A 23,605-nucleotide genomic window follows, 5' to 3' on the forward strand; every position below is an offset into this window, starting at 1 on the left:
GGGGCGCCGGGAGGCCGTACGGCCGCGAGGATCACGGTGCGGCGGCCGGGCCGACGGGCTCCGGCGCACTGGCAACAGGCGCCGGGCCGCCCGTCAGCAGATGCTGAGCCAGCCACGGCCGCAGCCGCTCGCGCTCGGCGTCCGAAGCCATCGTGAAGCCGGCGATGTGGCCCGCGCAGTTCACGCTCCCGCACCGGCAGTCGAACGGCTCGGCCATGAAGAACTCGGTGGTGCTGTAGTGAAACGTGATCTCGTCGCCCACACCGATGTCGGTGGCCGCGAGCACCTGCCGCCCCGCGATCCTGGAATTCGGCGAGCAACTGTGATTCATGAACCGCCAGAAGTACGCGTCCATGGTTTCCTCGTTCCCCACACCCTCGGGCAGATCGAGGTGCACGTCCTTGCCGACCTGTACGGAATACCGGCTCGGTACGTTCGTCGGCTCGCCGTGCACCTCGAACAGCGGCGCCCCCGCCCGCGCGGGTTCGCAGGCGATCAGCGCGTATTCACCGGCCGTTCGCAGTACCCCCACCTGTATTTCCCCATGGCTCACAAGAGGAGCTGTCTCGGTGAGCGGCCCCATGAGAACCAGTGTGCTCTGTTCGTCGGTCAACGCTGAAGCGAGCTCGGTCATGCAGTCAACCTCATTAAAGGGGAAACGTGCCGGTCTGCGAGTATGTCTAACGCCCGCGCACGACGTTTTCAAGCAATCGTTCGGCCGGTGACAACGCCTCGGGTGCGTTGCTCGCATGCGTGCAAAAGCGTTCAAGTTCCGCCCTGGTGGGACGGAGGATCGGGCAAGGGGTGGGCGGGTCCGGCGCCGAGCGAGGAGTACGTCATGGCATGGGGTGCGAACCAGGACATCCGCGTCACCAACCATCTCGACCGGGACATCTATGTGATGCCGGCCTTCAGCACCTTTGCCGCCCCCAGCCCCTTCCTGAGGATTCCGGCCGGCGGGAGCGAGGACGTGAAGGAGGAGGTGCTGGCGTTTCTCGGCGGCTACTTCAAACCGGCCGGCGGATGGTTCACCATGACCGGTTTCATCAAGGTGAGTCTGACCGTCGTGACATGTGACGGAAAGCGGACCGCGGAAATCGAATCGTCCCCGGGCCAATCCTGGACAGTCACAGACGCGGGGATCACTCGCGCGATACCCGGGACCCCGGACAACCCCGGCGCCCCGCTCGAACCCGTCGCGTGGAACCTGTCCGTCAGGTGAAGTCCACGTCCGAGCAGGCGTAGAACGCCTCCCCGCTGGAAGGGAGTTCGCGCTGCCAGATGGTGAAGACGAGATGCCTGCCCTTCTTGGCGGGCAGTTGGGTGGCCCAGCTCGTCCGGGTGTCGAGCGCGGGTTGTTGGGCGACGAGGAAGGGGATGGCCTCCAGGTCCTTCCAGGCCAGCGGCTTGGTGGGGTTGTAGCCGTCCTTGGTGACGTAGTACTCGAAGTGGCTGGGGGCGTGGCGGGCCGTCTCCTTGAACACCAAGGTCTGCTCGGTGTTCGACGGCAGCTTCTGGGCGGGCCAGTCGTCACGCGCGAGATCGAGCCCGGAGAATTTGGGCTGATTGCCGCTGCACAGCTTCCCGTCGGGCAGGAAGGACCGGTGGCGGCCGGCCACGTCGATCTGCGCCACACTCATCCAGTCGCTGAAAGGGGACTCCCCACTGCGCTGATAGGCGGCGTTGCACGCCTTGTTCGGCGTACGGCCGCCGCCCCCCTTCACGACTCCGAGGTCCTTGCAGACCAGGGCCCGGCTGGGGGGAGACGACGACGTACCGTGTGCGGAGGCCGTGCCCCCGGTGGTGAGGGCCAGGGGAGCCAGCAGCAGCGCGCAGGCCGTGGCCGCGAGGTGTTTCCTCATGGTGATGATCTGCCTACTCGTCGGTTGCCCGGGGGCGGGGTGAGCGGTCACCGTCACGGGACGGAGACCGTCTGCTCGGAGGAGAAGGCACTCCAACGTCCGTCGTTCTGCTGAGCCCTGATCTTGATCTTCATGGCGGATACGGGGGACGAGCCGACGGGCAGTGTCTGTGCGACCTTTCCGCGCACCGCCGTCGTATAGACGGTGGAGGCGAGCCGACCGTCCACGTACACCTCGTAGCGCCGCATCGCGTCGGAGCCGCCGGGCGCCGCCCAGGTCAGCTGGAGCAGACGGAGTTTGGTGGCGCCGTCCGTCTTCGATTCCGCGCGGACGGAGAGACCGGCGAGCGCGGCCCCCGTGGTGCCGGAGGGGCTGCCGCCGTCCGGCGCGGGAGCGCGGCTGTCCGGCTCCGCGGGAGCGGGTACGACGGGAGGGGCAGCCGGGGAGGCGGGGGCAGCCGGTGGCTTCTTGGCGGATTCCTCGGGCTCGGCCGGATGCGCGTGCCCGTCGCTCTCACATCCCTTGACCGAGTCCCCATCCAGCGAGCAGTTCGTGATGCGGAGTCCGGAGGTGCCCTGCCCGCTGATGCCCCACAACACGTCCTGCGTGCCCGAGGGGCGCAGCGGATGACCTTCCTTCGGGGTGAGCTTCACGTGGCCGCCGGACTGGACGGCCGTGGTGTTCCAGGACGAATGGTTGTCGAATTTCCCTCCTACGACGTCGAATTCGAGCTTCCAGCTGTCAGCGGGGGTTCCGGACTTGTTGGAGATACGGAACTTTCCGCCCGCGTACCAGGTGTTCCCGCTTCCGGCCTCCAGACTTCCGGACAGGTTTCCCCCGCCGTGGTCGTCGTGTGTCGCCATCGCGACGGTGGGAACGAGTCCGAGGGTGGCGATCACCGCAGCGGACCCCAGGACTCTCTTCCGCTTCCTCCTGGAGTGCAGCTGCCTCATCTGCTTCATCGGCTTCTCCCTGCGGTCTGATCGTGAACTGCTGAAGAGTCAACCGCAGACGAAAGTTCGGGAAGTCGGCATCAGGAATGACTTAGGTGGAGACGATCGGCGCCCCACCTGAATAAGCCGCTGGGCACGTGCGAGGCACCTCCCCATCCCTTGAACCACGAAGAGGGCCACGATTTCCTGGGCCGTGACTGTGCCTCAGGTGTCGTGATCCGAGGAGAGAACATCATGCCGCTCCACCGTGCGGAATCCTGCCCCGTATGCGTCAGGTATGCGAAAATCAATGAAGTGGGGAACCCCTATTACCGAAAAGTGACAGGGAAAAGCGGAACGACCATCGAGTTCGACGGCGAGCCCACGCTGCTCGCCGCCGGAAACGACTATCTGGACCTGTCCACCGATCCCCGGGTCACCCGGGCGGCGCACGACGCGATCGACCGCTACGGCGTGGGCATCACCGGGTCCCCGTTGATGAACGGGTATCTCGACATCCACGCCCAGCTGGAGGACGAGCTGGCCGAGTGGGTCGGGAAGGAAGCCGGCATGGTGTTCGCCGCCGGCCTGCTGGCCAACGTCGGCCCGCTCTCCCAGATCATCCGGTTCAACTACGACACCGCGGTCGTGAGCGATGAGTCGATCCACGCTTCCCTGATCGACGGAATCAGGCTCGGCCGCCCCAAGTATGTCGCTCGGTTCGCCCACAACGACGTGTCCGAGTTGCGGGCTGGACTCCAGAAGGTCTCGGAGAAAACCAGCAACATCCTGATCGTCGTCGAGGGCACGTACTCCGTGGAGGGCGACCTCGCCGCGCTGCCCGACATCGTGGCCGTCGCGCGGGAGTTCGGTGCGGAGATCTTCTTGGACGACGCGCACGGTGTGGGCGTCCTGGGTGCTGGTCGAGGCACCGCCGCGCACTTCGGTCTTGCTGATCAAATCGACTACATCACGGGTACGTTCAGCAAGAGCTTCGGCTCCTCGGGTGGCTTCCTGTGTACTTCCCGAGAAGCCATGCACCATTTCGCGGCACAGTGCCCGAGCCATATGTTCGCAGCCGCCCTGGCCCCCGCCCTGACCGCTGCCGCCCTGTGCGCTCTGGAGATCATGCGGCAGGAGCCGCACCGTTCTGATCACGCGCTCCACATGGCGAACACCCTGCGCGAGGAGCTTCGCGCTCTGGGATTCGATGCGACGGGTGTCACCCCCGTTGTCCCCGTCTCCCTCAAGGGCCTTTTCGGTTCCAGCGGCGATCTCGACCTGCTCCAGAAGGAGATGATCGGTGCGATCGAGGCGCAGAGCAGGCTGCTGTCGGAACACGGCGTCTATGCCAACCCTTTCATCCCGCCGGGCTCTCCCGATCCACTGCTCCGCCTCAGCGTCACCGCCGGGTTCGATGACGACGACATCAAAAAGATCGTCGACGCGTTCGCCGCTCTCCGGGAGACGATCCCCGGCTTCGGCACCGAGCAGCCGGCGTCGTGAAGCCGAGCGTCCCCGCGCAGCCCGCACAGAAAGCAGTTCGAGTGTGTCGTCTCCCACGGCCCTGATCACGGGCGCGAGTTCCGGAATCGGGCGCGAATTCGCCCGACAACTGGCGGTTCGCGGCTACCGGCTCGTCCTCGTCGCCCGCAGTGAGGTGAAGCTTGAGGAGACGGCGGCGGAGCTGTCCGACATGTCCTTCTCCCAAGCCGAGATCCTGGCAGCGGATCTCGGCACCAAGACCGGACGGGCCGCGGTCCTGAGCCGGTTGCGGCAAGGGGACATCGACCTCTTGGTCAACAACGCGGGGATCGGGTACGCGATGCCGGCGAGCCGCAACCCGGTCGAGGACGAGATGTATCTCCTGGAGGTGAACGGGTTGGCGAAGGTCGAGCTCTCGCTGACGGCTCTCCAGATGATGCTCAAGCGCGATCGGGGGGCGATCATCAACGTATCCAGCATCGCGGGAATGGCTCCGGCGTGGCTCGACTCCAGCTATGGACCGAGCAAGTCCCTGGTGCTTTCCCACACGGAGGCGATGGCGTATAGCCGGGCCGTCCGGGCCAGCAACGTCAGGATGATGGCTCTGTGCCCGGGCGATGTGCGCACCGAGTTCAATGCCTCCGCCGGAATCCGGGACGCGACGTCTTTCGGGTGGATCGCTCCCGATTTCCTTGTCCGCACCGCGTTGGCCGACCTGCGAAAAGGAAAGGTTGTCAGTGTCCCGCGTCGCTGGTATGCGTTCCTTGCCTGTCTGATACGGCTGATGCCCAATCGTGCAAGCAAACTGTACGGGTACGACCTCGGCAAAGAGCGGGAAAGGGGGGCAGCGGCGTGACCTCTCGTAACCTCCCGCCCGGCCCCTCGAAGAGTTCCCTCATCCAGGCGCTCCAGCTCGCGCGCACGCCCTACGCCGTACTGGCCGACAACCAGGCACGTTACGGCGACCTCTTCGCGATGAGGATATGGGGCTGGGGCGACTTCGTCGTGGCAAGCGATCCCGACGACATCAAGAAGATCTTCACGGCACCTCCCGCCGTGCTGTCGGCGGGCCGGGCCAGGTGGATGCTGGACCCCGTCTTCGGCAGGAAGAGCCTGCTGACCCGGGACGGTTCCGAGCATGCGTGGCAGAGGCGGTTTCTCATGCCGTACTTCCACCGTGAGAACCTGAAGAAGGGGCAGCAGATCGCCATCGACGCAACGTATGACGCCATGAGTCGATGGCCTGCGCGGGCCGACATATCCATGGCGGGGGACCTGGCGTCCATTACCACCGACGTACTCATCAAGAAGTTCCTCGGCTTCGACCAGCCGGAAGAGTCGGAGTCCGTCAAGACCGTTCTGTTGGACTTCCTGAAGGAATCCCGCCAAGCGGCGGTCTTCAACATCCCGGCGCTCATCAACATGAACGTCGGCCCCTGGCGCCGCTATCACAAGGCCCGCCGCCGGATGGACGAGTTGCTCTACAAGGAGATCGCCGAGCGCCGCGAGCGGCCTCGTCCGGTGGAGAACGACATCATCACCGCGCTGCATCAGGCGGAGAAGAACGACGGGGAGCCGCTGAGCGACTCCGTTGTCCGCGACATCGTCGTCATGCTCCTCGGATCAGGGCAGGAGACCGTCGCGTACACCCTCGCATGGGTGCTTGAGGCGATCCTCTCCCACCGCGAGGTCGTCGACCGGATCCGAGGTGAGATCGACCGGGCCACGGCCGGGGACAGGCTCGCGGTCCCCCACCTGGAGCAACTGCCCTACCTCCACGCCGCCGTCACCGAGGCGATGCGTCTCTACCCGATCAACCCGATCATCCCGAGGCTGGTGCTCCAGCCCGGATTCACCGTCGGCGGGTACGAGCTGCCGGTCGGAACTCATGTCGCGGGCAACAGTTACGGCGCCCAGCGGAGGGCCGCGACCTATTCCGACCCCTTGGCCTTCCGCCCCGAACGATTTCTCGGTGACGCCAGGCCGGACATCTACACCTGGCTGCCGTTCGGCGGCGGGGCCCGCAAGTGCATCGCGGCCACGTATGTGATGTACGAGGTCCCGGCCATTGTCGCGACGCTGCTCACGCATCCGGACCTCCGGCTGAGGGCCGACCGGGTCCAGCCGGGCGTATCGGCCAGGGACATGGTCGCCCCGGCAGGCGGAACCGTCGTCAGCACCGCGCCTGCCCGGCCGCGCTAGGGCGTTGGACACGAACGTCCGCCGGGTGGGACGGCAGGGGTCGAGGAGGGTGGGCCTCCGCCTCGCGAAAGCCGAGGCGGAGGCCTGTTGTCTCACCGATGCCGGGCGATGCTACCGGCCGAGCTTGTGCTGGAACTTCTTCCCCGCCGCGCTGTCGGGGGCGAAGGTGTCCCACAGCTCGGCCGAACTGGTGGAGGTGTAGACGCCGGGCGCCCCCCGTTCGCCGCAGCCGTCGCCGTAGGAGACGATTCCGATCTGGATCGGGTCCTGCCTGCCGGGTACGGTGCGGAACAACGGACCTCCGCTGTCTCCTTGGCAGGAGTCCTTGCCCTCGACGCCCGCACACACATTGACCTGCTCGTTGTAATCCGGGTAGCTCGTCTTGCATTCAGGGTGCGAGAGGATGGGGACATCCACCTGGCGGAGCCGGTCCGGGAAGTGGTCCATCGAGGTGTCGGTGTTGCCCCAACCGGCGACCGTGGCCAGTGCACCAGGGCGGATCAGGGCATCCGTGCCCGGGGTCGGCAGTTTGACGGGGGTGATTCCTTCGACGGGATTGTCGAGGGTGATCAGAGCCACGTCGTAGTCATTGCCCGAGTCGGCGTAACGGGCATGGACGACGAATTCGTCGACATTGCGGACCTGCCCCTGGCGGTCATTCGACAGCACCGTGCGCCCGACAACTACCTCCATCTTGGAGGCGGTCTCGCCTGCGACACAGTGGGCGGCCGTCAGAATCGTCTCAGGGTCGATCAGCGAGCCGCCGCAGAACTGGCGATCTGAAGCGCTGCCCTTGCCCTTGTGCAGCAGGGCGGCCATGAACGGGAGTCCGTCGACGGGTACCTCTTTGCCGCCGATGATGGGGTGAATCTTCTGTTGCTGGCCTACCGGTGCGGGACTGGCCGCTGTCGCTGTTGCCGGGCACGCTGCGATGAGCGCGACAGTGCCGGTCGCTGCCAGTAGCCCTTTGAGATTCCGGCGGCGGGAACTTTTCTGAGAGATGCGCATGACGTTCTCCTGTATTCGAGGGATGGTTTGCCCGGGCGCGGCTTGGTGAAGTGGCGACTGAGGGAGGTGGAGCCTGTGAATGACCGTAGCCATGCGCCTGCCGCCGGTCACTGGCTCCCTGGAGAAGGGCACACCCAAGGCACTCATCAGGACGAAATGCTTTTCGGGAGTAGTCCCTTGATGGAATTGCTGCGCTTATGCCTCGGGGATGAGTAACCCCCGGCGCGAACGATGAAGACCGGTGGGCAGCCGCCGGGCGCTCACCGCGCCGGTGCCCAACTGCCGCGTCGGCACTGCCGAGGCCATCACGCCGTGATAGGTGACCCCTCCGAAAAAACTTCTCGTGATCGTGTCACGTTCCCCCGCCCCCGCGTTTCACAGAAGCAGAGCCACCGAGAAGTGCGGCTCCCCTCGCCGAACCGGCGGGGCACGAAGGCGAGTTCTGGAGCGAAGAGTCATGGCGAAGCCCATCCTGGTCACCGGCGGCACCGGCACCCTCGGCAACCACGTCGTTCCCCTCCTGCGGAAGGCCGGGCGTACCGTACGTGTGCTCAGCCGGAGCCCCCGTCAGAGCAGCGACAGCGGTGTTGAGTACGTGGGGTGTGACCTGCTCAAGGGGGAGGGGATCGATGCCGCCGTGGACGGGGTCGAGACCGTTCTTCATCTTGCCGGTGGGCCCAAGGGGGACGACGTCGCCACCCGCAACCTCGTCGCCGCCGCCTCCCGCGCCGGGGTCAAGCACCTCGTCTACATCTCCGTCATCGGCGCCGACACCGTCCCTCTCGGCTACTTCCAGGCCAAGCTCGGCGCCGAGCGGGCCATCGAGGAGTCCGGGATTCCGTGGACGACGCTGCGGGCGGCCCAGTTCCACGACCTGGTGCTCACCATGGCGGAGAAGATGGCCAAGATGCCGGTGGTTCCGGTGCCGGGCGGCATTCGTTTTCAGCCGGTCGACTCGCGTGAAGTCGCTGCACGGCTGGTGGAGTTGGTCCTGGGTGAGCCTGCCGGGCTGGTGGCCGATCTCGCCGGGCCGAGGGTGTACGGGATGGGGGACCTGAACCGTACGTACCTCCAGGCGCGCGGCAAGCACCGGCTGATGATGCCCGTACGGGTGCCGGGCAAGGCGGGCCGCGCCTACCGCGCCGGGGACAACCTCTCCCTCACGGAGGGCGCCGTCGTGGGGACGCGCACCTGGGAGGACTTCCTGGCGGAGAAGGTGGAGAAGGTGGCGAAGGTCGCGTAATGAAGATGAAGGCTCTGGACCCTCATCCCGCCCGCAGCCGCCCGCCCAACCACCCCAGCGCCGGCGGAATCTCCCGCCGCCACGTGTTGAAGTTGTGTCCGCCCGTGTCGAGTGTGATCGACGAGACGCGGGCGGGGGCACGCACCTTCGCGATGAACTGCTGCGTCGCCCGGTAGTTGGTCTCGCCGTGCTTCGACGTCGTGACCAGGAACGACGAGTTGCCCTGCGGTAGATGGTCCAGGCTCCACAGCAGGTTGGCGCGCTTCTGCTCCCGCTTGTTGCCGTGGAAGAGGTCGCCGGAGTCGCGGTCCACCTCCGCGTTGTAGTCGGCGGACAAACCCACCCCGGCGGCGTACGCCTCGGGGTGCTGGAGGGCGAGCTTCAGGGCGCAGTAGCCGCCCGTGGAGTCACCGATGAAGCCCCAGTTACGGGGCGCGGTGCCCACCCGGAACGTCCCCGAGATCGCCTTCGGCAGGTCCTTGGCGAAGAACGTCTCCGTCTGCGGGCCGCCGGGGATGTCGATGCACTGGGTGTTGCGCGGCGGCGCCACCGTCGGCCGCATCATCACCAGGATCATCGGCTGCATCTTCTTCTGCTTGACCTGCATCCACGCCGTCTTGGGGTAGCGCAGCCCCTTCAGCAGGTTCTCGGCGGTGCCGGGGAAGCCGGTGAGGACGACGGCGGCGGGGAAGGTCTTCTTCTCGTACTCCTTCTGGAAGTACTCCGGCGGCAGATACACGTACGCCGGGCTGACGATCCGCGACCGCTCGCCCTGCACCGAGATCTTCTGCACCTCGCCGCTGAGGTGGGGCGTCCCGGACCCCGGAACGGGGACCTCCTCCTTGCCCACGAGCTTCACCCCCGGGTTGCCGATGGCCTGCGTGCCGAGCACCCCCACACCGGTCTGCTGCCCGAACAGGTCCGCCCACGACCCGTAGAAGAGGAACGTCCTGTTCGCCGCCAGTCCCACCGACGAGAACAGCAGCACCTGGATCGCCAGAACCAGGCTCACCCGGCCCACGACCGGCATCCACGCCCGCCGCGCCAGGAACGGCCACAGCCAGATCGTCGCGGCGAACAGCAGCACCGTGCAGATCACGGCCATCAGCAGAACGGTGGTACTTGTCAGGCCCATGAACCGTGAAGACTCTCTATCGGGTGGCCGGATGGTGAATGAGCATCCTCTTTGCCCAGTTCTACCGTCCCGTCGGTGCGCACCCCGGTAGATGGCGTTCGCGGGCGATCCGTTCCCGAGGCCGCCACCGGGTGCCCCGCACCCGCTCGCTATGATCCCCAACTCCCGACGAACTGGAGGATGCCGTGAGCGAACGCCTTGTCCGTACGGTCGAAGTGCCCCTGGCCGACGGCAGTGACGAAACGATTCGCGTCCAGGTCCGCGAGGTGGACGAGAGCCTCGTACGGGTGGGCCGGGGCGACGGCTCCGTCACACGGGCCCAGCGGACGTTCGGGCAGATGCTGGACACCGTACGGCCCGTCGCGGAGAGTTTCGTCGGACGGTTCAGGGATCTGGCGAACTCGCCCGACGAGATAACCCTGGAATTCGGGGTGTCGCTGTCGGCCGAGGCGGACGTCGTCATCGCCAGCACCGCCACCGAGGCCAATTTCTCCGTGAGTCTGACTTGGAACAGGAGTGACACACGGGGCGGCGCGACCGACGATACTGCGCAAGGGAGTTGACCCGGCCGTCCCGCCATCCCGGGGGCGCGAGGATGCGGAGGACGTGGTGACGGGGGCTCAGTCACGGAGTGCGGACGAGGTGCTGGCCTCGACGGTCGTACGGATCTCGGGGCGCGGCGGCGCGGTCTGCGGCGCGGGCGCCCTCGTCGCACCCGATCTGGTGGTGACCTGCGCCCATGTGGTCTCGGACGCGCTGGGGCGGCCCCGTCAGGAGGACGTGGCGGCCGGAGCCGAGCTCACCGTCGACTTCCCGCTGGCCGGGAACGGGTCGGGGAACGGGGCCGGGACCGGGAACGGGGCCGGGGCGGCAGGTCCAAACGACGGCACCCCGGCCCCCGACCGGCCCCGAACCGCCACCCCTACCCCTACCCCCACCCCCACCGTCACCGCCGTCGTCGAGCACTGGATACCGATCCGCCCCGACCGCACCGGAGACATAGCCGTCCTCCGCCTGCCCGAGCCCGTCCCCGGCGCCTCGCCCCTCCCGATGGCCGACCCCGACACCGTCTGGGAGCACGGGGCTCGCGCCGTCGGTTTCACCGGCGGGGAGCCGGGCGAGGTGTGGTTCCGGGGGAAGTTCAGCGGGGCTACCAGCGAGGGCTGGATCCAGCTCTCCCGGGCCGACGGGCAGAGCGCCCACGTCAGACGGGGGTTCAGCGGCAGCCCCGTCTGGGACAACGAACTCGGCGCCGCCGTCGGCCTCGTGGTGGCCGCCCAGCCCGAACAGGACGCCCAGCAGGCCTTCGTGCTCAGCACCCGCACCCTGCTCAGGGAGGTGCCCGCGCTCGCTGCCGTCATCAGCCCAGCCCCGCCGTTCCGGGGGCTCGCCACGTTCCAGGAAAGCGACGCGGACGTCTACTTCGGCCGGGACGACGACATCGAAGAAGTGGTCCGGGCCCTGCGGGGCGAGCACCAGACTGTCACGCTGTACGGGCCCTCCGGCTCGGGCAAGTCGTCGCTGGCCCTGGCCGGAGTGGCCCCCCGGATGCGGCAGGCCGGATACGACGTGCTGGTGGTGAACGCCGGGCGCATCGCCTCCCCCCGGGCCGCGATCGCCACCGAGCTGTACGAGCAGATACGTTCCGGGCGGTACGGGCTGCCCGCCCGGGCCTCCGGCGCCGACCAGATCGAGACCTGGCTCGCCTCGCTGGGCCTCGCCGACACCCTCCACCGGGCTACGGGCAGCCCGTCCGGCAGGCTCCTGATCGTCCTCGACCAGGCCGAGGCCCTCCTCGACCGCACCGAGGACGAGCTCGCCCAAGCCGCCGACCTGCTCTTTCCCGCACACCCCGCACCGGGCTCGCGCGTCCTGCTCACCCTGCGCTCCGACTTCATGGACGCGACGCTCAAACACCCGCGCCTGGGCCCCGCGCTGCGCGGCGGCGCCACGCTCCCGCTGACGCCGATGTCCCGCGACCAGCTCCGCGACGTCGTCGTCCGGCCGCTGGAACGCGTCCCGGCCGTCGCGTACGACCCGGGCCTGGAGCAGCGCATCCTGGACGACGCGGGCGGCGAGCCGGGGATCCTGCCGCTGCTCGGCTTCGTACTGGAACAGCTGTGGGAGCGGCGGGCCACCGGACGGCTGCGCTCGGCGGCGTACGAGGAGATGGGCGGCGTACGCGGCGCGCTTGAGCTCCACTCCGAGCGGGCCTGGCGCGACATCGTGGACCCGGGGACGGAGCCCGAGGCGCTGCGGCTGCTCACCGGCCTGGTCCGGGTGCACCCCGGCAGCGAGACCCCGCTGCGCCGCAGACTCACCCGGCAGGAGGCGGGCGAGGAGCGGTGGGCGCTGGCGCGGGCGTTCGCCGAGCGGCGCCTGCTCGTGCTGCACGGCGGCGAGGAGGAGCCGGAGACCGCCGAACTCGCCCACGAGGCGCTGGTCACGGCCTGGCCCGCGCTGCGGCAGCAGGTCAAGGCCGACGGCGAGTTCCTGGCGGGCCGGGCGGAACTGGTCCACGACCGCCGGCGCTGGGAACGGGGTGGCCGGACCGCCGACCTGCTGCCCGGCGCGCGCCAGCTCGCGGCAACCGAGCACTGGCTGGGCGGCGGGCGGGAGCGCGAACTGAGCGAGCAGGAACGGGAGTTCCTCGCCCTCGCCCGCCGCCGCCACCGTGCCCGTCGCACCCGGCTGCGCGCAGCCTGGACCGCCGCCGCCCTGGTGCTCGCGCTGATCGCCGGGCTCGGCACCTTCCTGGTCTACCAGTCGCGGGTCAGCGACCAGCGCCGGGCGGAGGCCCGCTCGCGCTCCCTGGCCAGCATGTCGCGCGACCTCACCCAGACCGACCCGGGACAGGCCGCCCTGGCCGCGATCGCCGCGTACGAAATCGCCCCCACACAGGAGGCCCGCAGCGCGCTGCTGCGCCGGTACGACCAGTTCAGGAACGCGGACTGGGTGCTGACGGGCACTCAGGGGAAGATCGACGCGGTCGCGATGAGCGCGGACGGCACGGTGACGCTGGTGACGACCAAGGCGGGCCGCGCGACGCTGTTCGTACGGGCCCGGGGCAGGGTGCTGCGCACACCGCTGCCGGGCAAGGTCGGCGCGCCGATGGTGAGCGGGGACGGCCGACGGGTCGCCTACCTGGGGGAGAAGGACGGCACGCTGTCGTGGCACGAGGTGAATCCGGTGGCTCGGGAAGCGGAGCACCTGGTGGGGCCCGCGCGACCGATCCCCGGCGCCTTCAAGACCCCCGAGCGGCTGGGGTTCGTGGGCTCGGTCGGCTTCGCGGCCCTGTCCCCGAGCGGTGCCCGGGCGGTCGCGAGGGACGCCGACGGGCGGCTGTGGCTGTGGGACTTGCGTACGAAAGAGCGACGGCAACTGCCACCGTCCGGGTCCAAGATCCAGGCGGTCTGGTACGGCCCCGACGAGAACACCCTGGTGACCCAGCGGCCCGGCCCCTCGCTCCAGGAGTCGACGATGGTGGCGGTCGACATCGCCACGGGAAAGACACGCCAGTTGGTGGAACGGGCCAGTACGGACGGGGGCGTCGTACAGCTCGGCCTGTCCGGCGACGGCGGCGTCCTCGTCGTCTGCCGGGCGGGCGCCACCGTGAGCACCCCCACCTACCAGGCCATCCGGGTCGCGGACGGCCGCCAGATCCACAGCCACACCGCAGACTCGCCCTGCCACGGCCTGGCCATCGACCGTACGGGGACGCAGTACGCGGTGCACCAGGCCGGCGGCTGGCACCTCATCGACACCCGCCCGGGCAGGGAGATGAAGCCGCTGCTCGGCCCTCGGGTCTCGTCCCTCACCAACATGCGACTCCTCGGCCAGGAGCCCGCCTTCACCATGGTCGCCTGGGGCGAGGACGACAAGGCCGCCGCCGTCACCGGGTGGTCGCTGGGCATGGACACCACCGATATCTCCAGCACGCCGGTGCTGCTCGGCAGCGGCGACAGGATGCTTGCCCACGTGGGCAAGAAAGGCGAGCAGTTGGTGCTGCTGGACACGACCGAGGAGTCGTTCGACGGCCCCGGCCCGCCGCGCCGCCTGGCCGAGGTGACACGCGACCCGGCGACGTCCCCACAGCCGCCGGGCGATGTGAAGGTCAACCGGGCACAGACACTGCTGGCCGACCTCGTCGGCCGCACCACGGTGATGATCCGGGACACCTCCACCCTGCGCGAGGTGGCGCGGATCAGCACGGCCGAGCCGCCCCTCGACAAGGACGGCAAGCCCGAGCAGGTGGAGTACGTGTTCACCACCACCGACGAACTCGTCACCGTCTCCGGCAGCCTGGTCGAGCACTGGAACGCCCGCACCGGAAAGCGTTTGTCGCAACCGTTCGAGGTGGGCGACACGGGGGTGAGCAAGGACAAGCACCCCAAGTTCAGGCTGTTCCGCCACCCCGAGCCGGGCCACGTACAAATCATCATCCCCGGAGACCGGGAGGTACACCTCGTCGACCTGCGAACGGGCCGCGAGGACAAGAGACTTCGCCTGGGACCGGACGTGATCGACGCGGGCTTCGACAGCAGCGGACGGTACGCGGCGGTGCGCACGGGCGGCGACATGGTGGAACTGTGGTCGGTACGGACCGGCGGAGACCCGCAGAAGGTGTACGGGCCGATCGGCCCGCTGAAGCGGTTCGACGGCTTCAAGGCCGGATTCGTGGGCGACACCTCCGAATTCTTCCTGGCCAACGACACCTCCGTACGCTTCCTCCAGCCGTCCGACCCCGGCCGGGCCCAGTCGTACGACTTCGACGAATCCCAGACCTACGTCGCGGGCTCCCCGGACGCCAAGGCGCTGCTGCGGGTCGGCCAGGACTCGCGGGTGGACCTGCTCCGCCTCGACCCCGACCGCTGGAAGACCCGCGTGTGCAAGGTCCTGGGCCGCGACCTCGACCCGGAGGAGCGCCGGAGCCTGTCGGGCGGCCTGCCGAAGCGGATCTGCCCGGCGCCCACCGGGTGAGGCCTACGCCTCGAAGTGGCTCGGCCGGCCGTCCTGGTGGACCAGGTGGCCGAGCCGGGCCGCCGCCGCGCTCGGCATCAGGGTCCACGTGCCGTCCGCGCGCCGCAGCGCCGCCGAGTGCCACGGGGTGGTCCAGGCGTCGGGTGCGTCCAGGAGGCGGATGCCGAACTTGGGGGCGCCGACCGGCTGTGGGTGGATGGACAGGCGTACGGCACGGGCGTGGTGGTCGGCGATCAGGTCGCCCCAGGCGCGGCTGCGCTGGATGACGCCGTACGCCCGTACGCGGCATTCGCGCTGGAGGGCCGACCGTGTTCCGGTGAAGCCCGCCGTGTCCTCCACCAGGAAGCGTGTGATGCCCCGGTAGAGGGCGAGGGTGTGCTCGTCCGTACGGACCTCGGCGCGCAGGGTCTCCACGCTCGGGGCGTAGCGGTCGTGGACGTGGGTGCGTTTGTCGGTGTGCGACAAATCGCCGAGTACGTCGCGCAGGTCGAAGACGGAGAGCCGGTCCAGGCCTGACGCGGCGATGAGCGTGCGCAGTTCGTCGGCGTACGCGTCGATGTGGTCGTCGGGGACGTGGACGAGGTCCCCGAAGACATGGCCGTCGGAGCAGATGACGATACGGGCACCCGGTGGGTATATCCGGCCGATGTCTCTGCACAGGGAGTCGAGGAACCGGAGCGAGAGGCGTTCGCCCTGGTCGGGGAGGTGGCCGAGGACCTTGGCCGGGTTGGGGGACTTGCAGGGGAAGCCGGGCAGGGTGAAGACGACGGGGGCGTTGGCTCGTACGTAGGCCGATATTTGGCGTAGTTGGTGGGGGAAGGACTCCGCGTCGGCCGCAGATTCGCGGTGGTCGTCCGTCGTGCGGTGGTGTGGCAGCAGCAGGTTCAGAATCGAGGCGCTCAGGCTCGTGGAGACGGGGTCCGGTGCGGTCGTCAGCGGCATGGGGTTTCTCCATGAGGGCGTGGTGGGTGTGTCGGGGCATGCGGGCATGGCGGTATGGCGCCTCGGCCGTGTGCCGGGCGCCGTAGTACTGGGGTGAGGTTGATCCCCCGGCGACTCCGGGGGATCAGCTGTCAGGGGTTGGTCAGCTGTCAGACCCGGCGCTCGTACGTCACCGGCAGCCGCGCCGTCCCCCGGCCAAGCACCGCCTGGATCCACTCCAGGTCCTCGTCCGCTACGGCGAGCCGCAGCCCCGGCAGCCGGGTCAGTACCGTGCCTAGGGCGATCTGGAGTTCGGCCCGGGCCAGCGCGGCGCCGGGGCAGAAGTGGATGCCGTGGCCGAAGGCGAGGTGGGGGTTGGGGGAGCGGTCGAGGTCGAGCGCGTCGGGGTCCTCGAAGCGGCGCGGGTCGCGGTTGGCGGCGCACAGGGAGACGATCACCGAGTCCCCGGCGGGTACGACCGTGCCGTGCAGGTCGCTGTCCTCCGCGAGGAAGCGCCAGGTGGTGAGCTCGAAGGCGCTGTCGTAGCGCAGGAGTTCCTCGACCGCGCGGGGCAGCAGCGCCGGGTCGTCGCGCAGCCGGGCCAGCTGGTCCGGGTGGCGCAGCAGCGCGATCAGCGCGGTGGTGATCTGGTTGGTGACCGGCTCCTGGCCCGCGACCAGGAGCTGGAAGATCATGGAGTCCAGTTCCTCCGGGGTGAGCTCGCCCTCGTCGCGGGCCACCACCAGACGGCTGAGCAGGTCGCCGCCCGCGTCCTCGCGCTTGTGGGCGACGACCTCGGCTATGTAGCTCTGCAGGCCGTGCAGCCGCGCCTCGTACATCGGCCGCCCCGGGTCGGTGGGGCCGACCGGCTGGACGACCTTGCCCCAGTCGCGGTCGAAGCGGGCGGCCAGCTCCGCCGGGAGCCCGATGGTCTCCGCGAGGACCTGGAAGGGGAAGTGGGCGGCGAAGCCCGCGACGAGGTCGGCGGGGCCCTCCTCGGGCAGGGCGTCGACGAGGGCGTCGGCCAGTTCCTGGAAGCGGGGCCGCAGCGCGTCGACGCGGCGCGGGGTGAACGCGTCCGTCACGAAGCGCCGCATCCGGGTGTGCCGGGGCGGGTCCTGGTGCAGGAGGTGGACCTGGAGCTGGGAGTGCTGCGGCTCGGGCATGATCGAGGCGCGGGCCCGCCAGCGGTCGTTGCCCCGGTCGTGGTTCTTGCCCAGGCGATCGTCGTTCAGCGCCGAGTGCGCGGCCTCGTACCCGGTGACGAGCCAGGCGTTCACCCCGCTGGGGAACAGGACGCGGTGGATCGGCCCGTCCTCGCGCATCTGCTCGTAGAGCGGGTACGGGTCGCGCTTGTACGGGCAGCCCATGAGCGGGACGACGGGCTCGGCGGCGTCCCCACCGGCCTCAGCGACCGGCAGCGGTTCCTGGATGGTCATGAAAGGCGCTCCTCAGAGGGCGAGTTCGGGCTGGTGGTGCTCCAGCCACAGGGCGAGGTCGACGACACGTTCGAGGCGGAGCCGGTGGCCCCACTGCAACTGCTCGGGCGGGGTGTCGAGGAACGGTTTGATCTGCGTCTCGTCGGCGAGGTCGCGGACCCGGCCGCCGTACGCGTTCAGCGCGTCGCGGGCCATGTTCTGCAGCCCGCGGTTGTAGTCGGGGTGGTGGGTGGCCGGGTAGTGGTTCTTGGGCCGCCACAGCACCGACTCGGGGGCGAGGCCCGCGCCCGCCGCGCGCAGCAGGCTCTTCTCGCGGCCGTCGAAGCTCTTCAGCGCCCACGGGGTGGCGAAGGCGTACTCGACGAGCCGGTGGTCGCAGTAGGGCACCCGCACCTCCAGGCCCTGCGCCATGCTGAGCCGGTCCTTGCGGTGCAGGAGCTGGCGCAGCCAGCGGGTCAGCGACAGGTGCTGCATCTCGCGCTGGCGGTGCTCCTCGGGGCTCTCGCCCTCCGCGTGCGGCACGGCGGCCAGCGCACTGCGATACGTATCGTCGCGGAACTCCCCGATACGCAGGCCCAGATCCGGGTTGAGCGGCATCGCCGCCTCGTCGCCGGTGACCAGGAGCCAGGGGAAGGTGTTCGCGGCGAGCGCCTTGGGGTTGTGGAACCAGGGGTAGCCGCCGAACACCTCGTCCGCCGCCTCGCCGGACAGGGCGACGGTGGAGTGGCGGCGTATCTCCCCGAAGAGGAGGTACAGCGAGGTGTCCATGTCGCCGACGCCGATGGGCGAATCGCGGGCCACCACGACCGCCCTGCGGTGCTCGGGGTCGAGCAGGGCGCGCGGGTCGAGGACGACCGTGCTGTGGTCGGTGCCGATGTGGGCACCCGCCTCGATGGCGTACGGGGTGTCGTGGCCGGTGCGCAGCACATCGCCGGTGAACTGCTCGGCCTGGTCGCTGTAGTCGACGGCGTACGAGCGGATACGGGCGTCCGGGCCCTCGCGCAGGCGCAGTTCGTCGGCGAGCAGGGCGGTCAGGACGGTGGAGTCGATGCCGCCGGACAGCAGGCTGCACAGCGGGACGTCGGCCTCCAGCTGGGCGCGGGCGGCCCCGCTCACCAGGTGGTGGACGCGGTCGACGGCGGTGTCCCGGTCGTCGCCGTGCACCCCGGCCTCCAGCTGCCAGTAGCGGCGCTCGCGGATGCCGTTCCGGTCGAGGACGAGCAGCCCGCCGGGCTCGACCTCCCGTACGCCCGACCACACCGTGGGGCCGGTGTTGAAGAGCAGGCTGTACGCCTCGCGCAGGCCGTCGGCGTCCACCCGGGGGTGTATCTCCGGGTGGGAGAAGAGCGCCTTGGGTTCGGAGGCGAAGGCCAGGCCGCCGTCGACGGCCGCCCAGAACAGCGGTTTGACGCCGAGTCGGTCGCGGACCAGGAGCAGGCGCTGCTCGCGGGCGTCCCAGACGGCGAAGGCGAACATGCCGTCGAGGTGGTCGGCCAGCGACTCGCCCCACTGGGCGTAGGCGCGCAGCACCACCTCGGTGTCGCTGCGCGTGTGGAAGGTGTGCCCCAACTGCCGTAGTTCCGTACGCAGTTGGTGGTGGTTGTAGACCTCGCCGCTGTAGGAGAGGACGGCGGTGGGGGCGTCGGGCCGGTCGGGCATCGGCTGGACGCCGCCCGCCAGGTCGATGACGGACAGGCGCCGGTGGCCGATCGCGGCGTGCTCGTCGAGCCAGACACCGCCCGCGTCGGGGCCGCGCGGGGTGAGGGCGGCGGTCATGGCCTCGATGACGCGGGTCCGGTCGCGGGTGCCACGGGTGCCAGGGGTGTCGCGGTGGAAGGACACCCAGCCGGTGATTCCGCACATGGGGCAACTCCAGGGTCAGGGTTAGGGATGGGCGGTCAGGGCCGGGCGGCGGGCACCGGGTCGGTGCTCTGCGCCTTCAGGGGGAGCCGGACCGGCACGGCCAGCAACGGCACGGCCAGGCAGGCGGCGACGGCGGCGAGCGCGAGCCCGGCCCGTACGCCGTCCCCGTCCCCGGCAAGCCCCCACGCGGCGGTGGCCAGGGCCGGGCCGAGGGTGAAGCCGAGGCTGCGGGCGAGCTGCACGGCCGAGCCGACGGTGGCGGCCAGCTCGGGCACGGCGGCGCCCATGACCAGCGCCTGCGTGGGACCGCCGTTCAGGCCCATGCCGAGGCCCGCGAGCGCCAGGCGCCAGGCCACGTCCGGCACGGACCAGTCGTCGCCCAGCGGGACGAGCAGCAGCAGCCCGGCGGCGGTGATCACGGCGCCTGCGGCGGCCACTTGGCGGGCGCCGTACTTGTCGGCGAGGCGTCCGCCGAGCGGTCCGGCGAGGCCCATGCCGAGCGGGAACGCGAGCACGGTGAGCCCGGTGGAGGTGGCGCTGAAGCCGTCGTCGCGCTGGAGGTGCAGGGCGACCACGTAGTGCATGGCGGCGAATCCGGCCGCGAGGGCCAGGACCGCGCCGTGCGCCCGGTACAGCCCCGAGGCGCGCAGCGCGCCGGTCACCGGCCGCCCGCCGGGCCCGCGCAGCCACCACCACAGCGGCGGTACGGCGGCGAGCGCGGCGGCCAGCCACCACGAGCCGTGCGAGGAGGCCAGGGTCAGCGTCAGCAGCAGGACGGTGACCCCCGTACCGACGAGCAGCGCGTCGGCCGCCGAGCGCCGGTCGGGCCGGTGCAGACGCCCGTCCTTCGGCATCGCCTTGTACGCGACGGCCAGCGCCAGTACGCAGACGGGGATCTTGACGAGGAACACGGCTCGCCAGCCGAGGTGGTCCAGGAGGAGCCCGCCGAGGGCGGGCCCGGTCACCGCGCCGAGCGGGCCCAGCGTCGCGGGCACGCTCATCGCCCGCGCGCGCAACTCGGGCCGTACCGACCGCATCGCGAGGACGGGCATCAGCACGAACAGCACCGCCCCGAACGCGCCCTGCCCGACCCGGGCGGCGATCAGCCAGGCCGCCCACGGCGAGAGCGCGGCCAGCGCGCTGCACACCGCGAACCCGGAGGTCGCGGTCAGCAGGGCCGGGCGCGGGCCGACCCCGTCCAGCCAGCGCCCGACGGGCAACAGCAGGGCGACGACGGGGAGTTGGTAGCCGAGGACCGCCCACTGGGCGGTGGCGGCGGACACGTCGAGGCCGCTGGATATGTCGGCCAGGGCCACGTTGACGATGTTCATGTCGAGCATCGCGACGAACGAGAGCAGACCGGCGACGGCGACGAGGGACCACCGGTCGACCGGAGGTGCGTCAGGTGTGCGGCTCATACCGTCACCTCCACGTCCGCGACCGTGTCCGCCGGGGCCCGGTGGTCGAAGGCGATCAGCGGGTCACCGGTCAGCGGATGGTCGACGACGGCCGCGCGCACCCCGAACACCTCGGCCATCAGCGCGGGCGTGAGCACCTCGCGGGGCGCGCCGGACGCGACGACGTGCCCCGCGTGCAGGACGTGCAGCCGGTCGCAGACGGAGGCAGCGGCGTTGAGGTCGTGGAGCGAGACGAGGGTGGTACGCCCCTGGGCCCGCAGCAGCGCGAGGAGCTCGACCTGGTGGCGTACGTCGAGGTGGTTGGTCGGCTCGTCCAGGACCAGGACGTCCGGCTGCTGGGCGAAGGCCCGGGCAAGCAGCACACGCTGACGCTCGCCACCGGACAGCTCGGTGAAGCGGCGCCCCGCGTGGCCGTCCATGCCGACGTCGGCGAGGGCGCGCGCCACGATGTCCGCGTCGGTGGAGTCCTCGGCGGCGAAGGCCCGCTTGTACGGGGTGCGGCCCATCGCGACGACCTCGCGCACGCTCAACTCGAAGTCACCGCCGCGCTCCTGCGGCAGCGCGGCGATGTGCCGGGCCGCCTGTACGGGGCTCAGCTCGCGCAGATCGGTGCCGGAGAGCAGCACCCGCCCGGCGGACGGCTTCAGATGCCGGTAAACGGTCCGCAGCAGTGTCGATTTGCCGCTGCCGTTGGGCCCGACCAGGCCGGTGATCTCGCCCTCGGCGGCGAGCAGATGCGCGCCGGAGACGACGGTACGACCGCCGTAGGCGACGTGCAGATCCTCGACGTCGATCCTCAACTGCCGATGTTCAGTGCTCTCGGTGCTCAACTCTCGCTCCCCAGCCGCCGGTCCAGCAGATACAGCAGCGCCGGAGCGCCGATCAGTGAGGTGACGACGCCGACGGGCAGCTCCTGCGCGTCCATGGCCGTACGGCACACGGTGTCGACGACCACGAGCAGCAGTGCGCCCATGAGCGCCGACAGCGGCAGCAGCCGCCGATGGTCACCGCCGATGAGCAGACGGCACACATGCGGAACCATCAACCCGACGAAGGCGATGGCCCCCGAGACGGCCACCAGGACGCCGGTGAGCACGCTGGTGACCAGGAACAGTTCGCGTCGCAGCCGTACGACGTCGATGCCGAGCCCGGCCGCCGTCTCGTCGCCCATCAGCAGCGCGTTCAGGCCCCGGGCGCGGGCCTGGAGGATCAACAGCGCGAGCGGAACGGCGATGGCGGGAACGGCGAGCAGCGTCCACGTGGCCCCACTCAGACTCCCCATCAGCCAGAACAGCACGCTGTGGGTCTGCTGCTCGTCCCCGGCCTGGAGGACGAGGTAGCTGGTGAAGCCGGACAGGAACTGCCCGATGGCCACCCCGGCCAGGACGAGCCGCAGCGGCGCGAACCCGCCGCCGCGCCGGGCCACGGCCCACACCAGCGCGAACGTCGCGAGCGCGCCCGCGAACGCCGCGCCCGACAGCCCGAGCCCGAGCGCCCCGCCCGCCCCGGCCCCGAGCACGATGGCGGCGACCGCGCCGAGCGAGGCGCCGTTGGAGATGCCGAGGAGGTACGGGTCGGCGAGCGGATTGCGTACGAGGGCTTGGACCGCCGTACCGACGACGCCGAGCCCGGCGCCGACGAACGCGGCGAGCAGCGCGCGCGGCACCCGCAGCTGCCACACGATCAGGTCGTCGGTGCCCGGCCGGGGCGCGTCCCCGGACAGTCTGCGCCACACCACGCCCCACACCTCGCCGGGCGGGATGGAGGTCGAGCCCCAGGACACGGCGGCGGTGAGGGCGGCGAGGAGGGCGAGGGAGAGGACGACGGCGAGGGTGGGGGCGCTGACGCCCTTGCGGGAGTCCGGGGAGGCGCTCTTGCGCGCGGCCAGCAGGGACACCACGGCGGCTCAGCCGACCTTTTTGCCGGGATAGATCGTCTTGGCGATCTCCCGGACGGTGTCGGCGTTGCCGACGCCCGCGATGGTGGTCCGCTCGGAGCCGATGCGTACGAAGTGGCCTTCCTTGACGGCCTTCAGGCCCTTGGTGGCTGCGTTGTCCTGGAGCCACTTCTGCGCCTCGTCGAACGCCGCCTTGTTGGCGGCCTCGCTGCCCCGGTCGCGTACGCCGAGCTGGATCCAGTCCGGGTTCTTGGCGATGACGTCTTCCCAGCCGACCTGCTTGAAGTCGCCGTCGCAGTCGCCGAAGGCGTTGCGGGCGCCCGCGAGGGTGATCACCGCGTGGGCGACCTGGCGGTTGCAGACGACGGAGGGCTGCTTGGTGCCGGCGTCGTAGTCGAAGAAGAAGTAGGTGGGCCGGGAGGCCTCGGGGGTTGATTGGACGGCGGCCTGGACACCGTCGACGGTCTTCTTCATGCCATCGACGAGTTCCTTGGCCTTGGCGGAGGTGCCGGTGACGGCGCCGAGGGAGGTGATGTCGTCCTGGACGGCGGAGAGATCGGTAACGGGGCTCTTACGGTTGGCCGCGCAAGCGGTGGACTTCAGAAAGACGTGCTTGATCCCGGCGGCCTTGTACTCGGCGTCGGTGGGGGTGTCGCCCATGCCGCCACCCATGCCGCCCATGGAGGCGAAGGTGTCGATGTACAGATCGGCGCCGGACCCGAGCAGCTTCTCCTTCGGGATGACCATCTTGCCGAGGACCTTGACCTGCTGCGCCTGCGCGTCGAGCTCGGCGGGCAGGGTGCCCTTGCCGGGCGGGAAGCCGGTACCGATGACCTTGTCCCCGGCGCCGAGCCGGAGCAGCAGCTCAAGTCCCGCCGCGTTACTGGTGACGATCTTCTTCGGGGCGGCGGCGAAGGTGGTCTTGGCGCCCATGCAGTCGGTGACGCCGACGGGGTACCCGGCCCCGGAGACGGAGGCCCCGGCGGCGGCCGCCTTGTCCTTGTCGGCGCCCTTGTCCTTGTCGCCATCGCCACACCCCGCCGCGAGGAGGCCGAGCACCACGGCCGTCGTAGGCCACCACACGCGAGAACGCATCGAAACACTCCAGGTCCACTTGGTACGAGGGCGGCCACTGCCGCGCCCGTTCCCAGTAGTCGACGCGGGGCGCGGTTGAGTTCCTGGCGGATGTGATCTTTGGTGGGGAGTGCGGGAAAGGGGGC

The 23,605-nt window shown here is 69.9% G+C and carries 19 protein-coding genes; 7 read left to right on the plus strand and 12 right to left on the minus strand.

What is annotated here, in order from left to right; translation table 11 throughout:
* Positions 1–31 precede the first annotated feature (31 nt).
* The gene (locus OG965_RS40470; RefSeq protein WP_331723650.1) at positions 32–634 is read right to left on the minus strand and encodes an SET domain-containing protein-lysine N-methyltransferase; all 603 of its coding nucleotides are present in this window, start codon (positions 632–634) and stop codon (positions 32–34) included.
* A gap of 204 nt (positions 635–838) precedes the next feature.
* Between OG965_RS40470 and OG965_RS40475 the strand changes: the two genes are divergently transcribed.
* Positions 839–1,222 (plus strand): hypothetical protein, encoded by a 384-nt coding sequence (locus OG965_RS40475; protein WP_331723651.1) that lies wholly within the window; start codon positions 839–841, stop codon positions 1,220–1,222.
* On the opposite strand, the gene OG965_RS40480 is transcribed toward OG965_RS40475, so the two are convergent.
* The gene (locus OG965_RS40480; RefSeq protein ID WP_331723652.1) at positions 1,215–1,862 is read right to left on the minus strand and encodes a lytic polysaccharide monooxygenase; all 648 of its coding nucleotides are present in this window, start codon (positions 1,860–1,862) and stop codon (positions 1,215–1,217) included. The two genes, OG965_RS40475 and OG965_RS40480, sit on opposite strands and share 8 nt — an antisense overlap.
* A gap of 53 nt (positions 1,863–1,915) precedes the next feature.
* Positions 1,916–2,824, minus strand: coding sequence for a cellulose binding domain-containing protein (locus tag OG965_RS40485; protein ID WP_331723653.1), 909 nt, complete (start codon positions 2,822–2,824; stop codon positions 1,916–1,918).
* Between the two features lie 225 nt (positions 2,825–3,049).
* Between OG965_RS40485 and OG965_RS40490 the strand changes: the two genes are divergently transcribed.
* From OG965_RS40490 to OG965_RS40500, 3 genes are read left to right on the plus strand one after another with little or no spacing between them, the layout of a single operon-like run.
* Positions 3,050–4,300: an aminotransferase class I/II-fold pyridoxal phosphate-dependent enzyme gene (locus OG965_RS40490; protein WP_331757691.1), complete on the plus strand. Its 1,251-nt coding sequence runs from the start codon at positions 3,050–3,052 to the stop codon at positions 4,298–4,300.
* Positions 4,301–4,343: 43 nt separating this feature from the next.
* Complete coding sequence (locus OG965_RS40495; RefSeq protein ID WP_331723655.1) at positions 4,344–5,135, plus strand: SDR family NAD(P)-dependent oxidoreductase; 792 nt, start codon at positions 4,344–4,346, stop codon at positions 5,133–5,135.
* Positions 5,132–6,481, plus strand: a complete 1,350-nt coding sequence (locus OG965_RS40500) for a cytochrome P450 (protein WP_331723656.1) — start codon at positions 5,132–5,134, stop codon at positions 6,479–6,481. The genes OG965_RS40495 and OG965_RS40500 overlap by 4 nt, the downstream gene beginning before the upstream one ends.
* 111 nt (positions 6,482–6,592) lie before the next feature.
* Here the strand turns inward: OG965_RS40500 and OG965_RS40505 are convergent, their stop codons facing one another.
* Positions 6,593–7,489 carry a serine protease gene (locus OG965_RS40505; protein WP_331723657.1) on the minus strand — a complete coding sequence of 299 codons (897 nt, stop codon included), beginning with the start codon at positions 7,487–7,489 and terminating at the stop codon, positions 6,593–6,595.
* 457 nt (positions 7,490–7,946) lie between these two features.
* On the opposite strand from OG965_RS40505, the gene OG965_RS40510 reads away from it, so the two are divergent.
* Entirely contained in the window at positions 7,947–8,732 is a 786-nt protein-coding gene (locus OG965_RS40510; RefSeq protein ID WP_331723658.1) for an NAD(P)H-binding protein, read from the plus strand.
* A gap of 22 nt (positions 8,733–8,754) precedes the next feature.
* Here OG965_RS40510 and OG965_RS40515 read toward each other — a convergent pair whose 3' ends face one another.
* Positions 8,755–9,867 (minus strand): alpha/beta hydrolase-fold protein, encoded by a 1,113-nt coding sequence (locus OG965_RS40515; RefSeq protein ID WP_331723659.1) that lies wholly within the window; start codon positions 9,865–9,867, stop codon positions 8,755–8,757.
* Positions 9,868–10,052: 185 nt separating this feature from the next.
* On the opposite strand from OG965_RS40515, the gene OG965_RS40520 reads away from it, so the two are divergent.
* Together OG965_RS40520 and OG965_RS40525 are read left to right on the plus strand one after the other, a co-directional pair.
* Positions 10,053–10,430, plus strand: coding sequence for a CU044_2847 family protein (locus OG965_RS40520; protein ID WP_331723660.1), 378 nt, complete (start codon positions 10,053–10,055; stop codon positions 10,428–10,430).
* A 46-nt stretch (positions 10,431–10,476) separates the two neighbouring features.
* Positions 10,477–14,847 (plus strand): trypsin-like peptidase domain-containing protein, encoded by a 4,371-nt coding sequence (locus tag OG965_RS40525; RefSeq protein WP_371657218.1) that lies wholly within the window; start codon positions 10,477–10,479, stop codon positions 14,845–14,847.
* Between the two features lie 3 nt (positions 14,848–14,850).
* On the opposite strand, the gene OG965_RS40530 is transcribed toward OG965_RS40525, so the two are convergent.
* From OG965_RS40530 to OG965_RS40560, 7 genes are all read right to left on the minus strand, one after another.
* Complete coding sequence (locus OG965_RS40530; protein ID WP_331723662.1) at positions 14,851–15,789, minus strand: isocyanide synthase family protein; 939 nt, start codon at positions 15,787–15,789, stop codon at positions 14,851–14,853.
* Between the two features lie 149 nt (positions 15,790–15,938).
* Positions 15,939–17,207 (minus strand): cytochrome P450, encoded by a 1,269-nt coding sequence (locus tag OG965_RS40535; protein WP_331723663.1) that lies wholly within the window; start codon positions 17,205–17,207, stop codon positions 15,939–15,941.
* Between the two features lie 12 nt (positions 17,208–17,219).
* Positions 17,220–19,070, minus strand: a complete 1,851-nt coding sequence (gene asnB / locus OG965_RS40540; RefSeq protein ID WP_331723664.1) for an asparagine synthase (glutamine-hydrolyzing) — start codon at positions 19,068–19,070, stop codon at positions 17,220–17,222.
* Between the two features lie 35 nt (positions 19,071–19,105).
* Positions 19,106–20,488: an MFS transporter gene (locus tag OG965_RS40545; protein WP_331723665.1), complete on the minus strand. Its 1,383-nt coding sequence runs from the start codon at positions 20,486–20,488 to the stop codon at positions 19,106–19,108.
* Positions 20,485–21,288 (minus strand): ABC transporter ATP-binding protein, encoded by an 804-nt coding sequence (locus tag OG965_RS40550; protein WP_331723744.1) that lies wholly within the window; start codon positions 21,286–21,288, stop codon positions 20,485–20,487. The genes OG965_RS40545 and OG965_RS40550 overlap by 4 nt, the downstream gene beginning before the upstream one ends.
* 26 nt (positions 21,289–21,314) lie before the next feature.
* Positions 21,315–22,379 (minus strand): FecCD family ABC transporter permease, encoded by a 1,065-nt coding sequence (locus OG965_RS40555; protein ID WP_371657228.1) that lies wholly within the window; start codon positions 22,377–22,379, stop codon positions 21,315–21,317.
* 15 nt (positions 22,380–22,394) lie between these two features.
* Positions 22,395–23,480, minus strand: a complete 1,086-nt coding sequence (locus OG965_RS40560; protein ID WP_331723666.1) for an ABC transporter substrate-binding protein — start codon at positions 23,478–23,480, stop codon at positions 22,395–22,397.
* Positions 23,481–23,605 lie beyond the last annotated feature (125 nt).

The organism is Streptomyces sp. NBC_00224, from assembly GCF_041435195.1.
Lineage (GTDB): Bacteria > Actinomycetota > Actinomycetes > Streptomycetales > Streptomycetaceae > Streptomyces.

What these genes read in the sequence shown, in the direction of transcription:
- OG965_RS40480 (WP_331723652.1), bottom strand. Translation starts at nt 1,862, where the DNA reads ATGAGGAAACACCTCGCGGCCACGGCCTGCGCGCTGCTGCTGGCTCCC.
- OG965_RS40475 (WP_331723651.1), top strand. Translation starts at nt 839, where the DNA reads ATGGCATGGGGTGCGAACCAGGACATCCGCGTCACCAACCATCTCGAC.
- OG965_RS40510 (WP_331723658.1), top strand. Translation starts at nt 7,947, where the DNA reads ATGGCGAAGCCCATCCTGGTCACCGGCGGCACCGGCACCCTCGGCAAC.
- OG965_RS40485 (WP_331723653.1), bottom strand. Translation starts at nt 2,824, where the DNA reads ATGAAGCAGATGAGGCAGCTGCACTCCAGGAGGAAGCGGAAGAGAGTC.
- OG965_RS40470 (WP_331723650.1), bottom strand. Translation starts at nt 634, where the DNA reads ATGACCGAGCTCGCTTCAGCGTTGACCGACGAACAGAGCACACTGGTT.
- OG965_RS40545 (WP_331723665.1), bottom strand. Translation starts at nt 20,488, where the DNA reads ATGAGCCGCACACCTGACGCACCTCCGGTCGACCGGTGGTCCCTCGTC.
- OG965_RS40490 (WP_331757691.1), top strand. Translation starts at nt 3,050, where the DNA reads ATGCCGCTCCACCGTGCGGAATCCTGCCCCGTATGCGTCAGGTATGCG.
- OG965_RS40515 (WP_331723659.1), bottom strand. Translation starts at nt 9,867, where the DNA reads ATGGGCCTGACAAGTACCACCGTTCTGCTGATGGCCGTGATCTGCACG.
- OG965_RS40505 (WP_331723657.1), bottom strand. Translation starts at nt 7,489, where the DNA reads ATGCGCATCTCTCAGAAAAGTTCCCGCCGCCGGAATCTCAAAGGGCTA.
- asnB (WP_331723664.1), bottom strand. Translation starts at nt 19,070, where the DNA reads ATGTGCGGAATCACCGGCTGGGTGTCCTTCCACCGCGACACCCCTGGC.
- OG965_RS40535 (WP_331723663.1), bottom strand. Translation starts at nt 17,207, where the DNA reads ATGACCATCCAGGAACCGCTGCCGGTCGCTGAGGCCGGTGGGGACGCC.
- OG965_RS40530 (WP_331723662.1), bottom strand. Translation starts at nt 15,789, where the DNA reads ATGCCGCTGACGACCGCACCGGACCCCGTCTCCACGAGCCTGAGCGCC.
- OG965_RS40560 (WP_331723666.1), bottom strand. Translation starts at nt 23,480, where the DNA reads ATGCGTTCTCGCGTGTGGTGGCCTACGACGGCCGTGGTGCTCGGCCTC.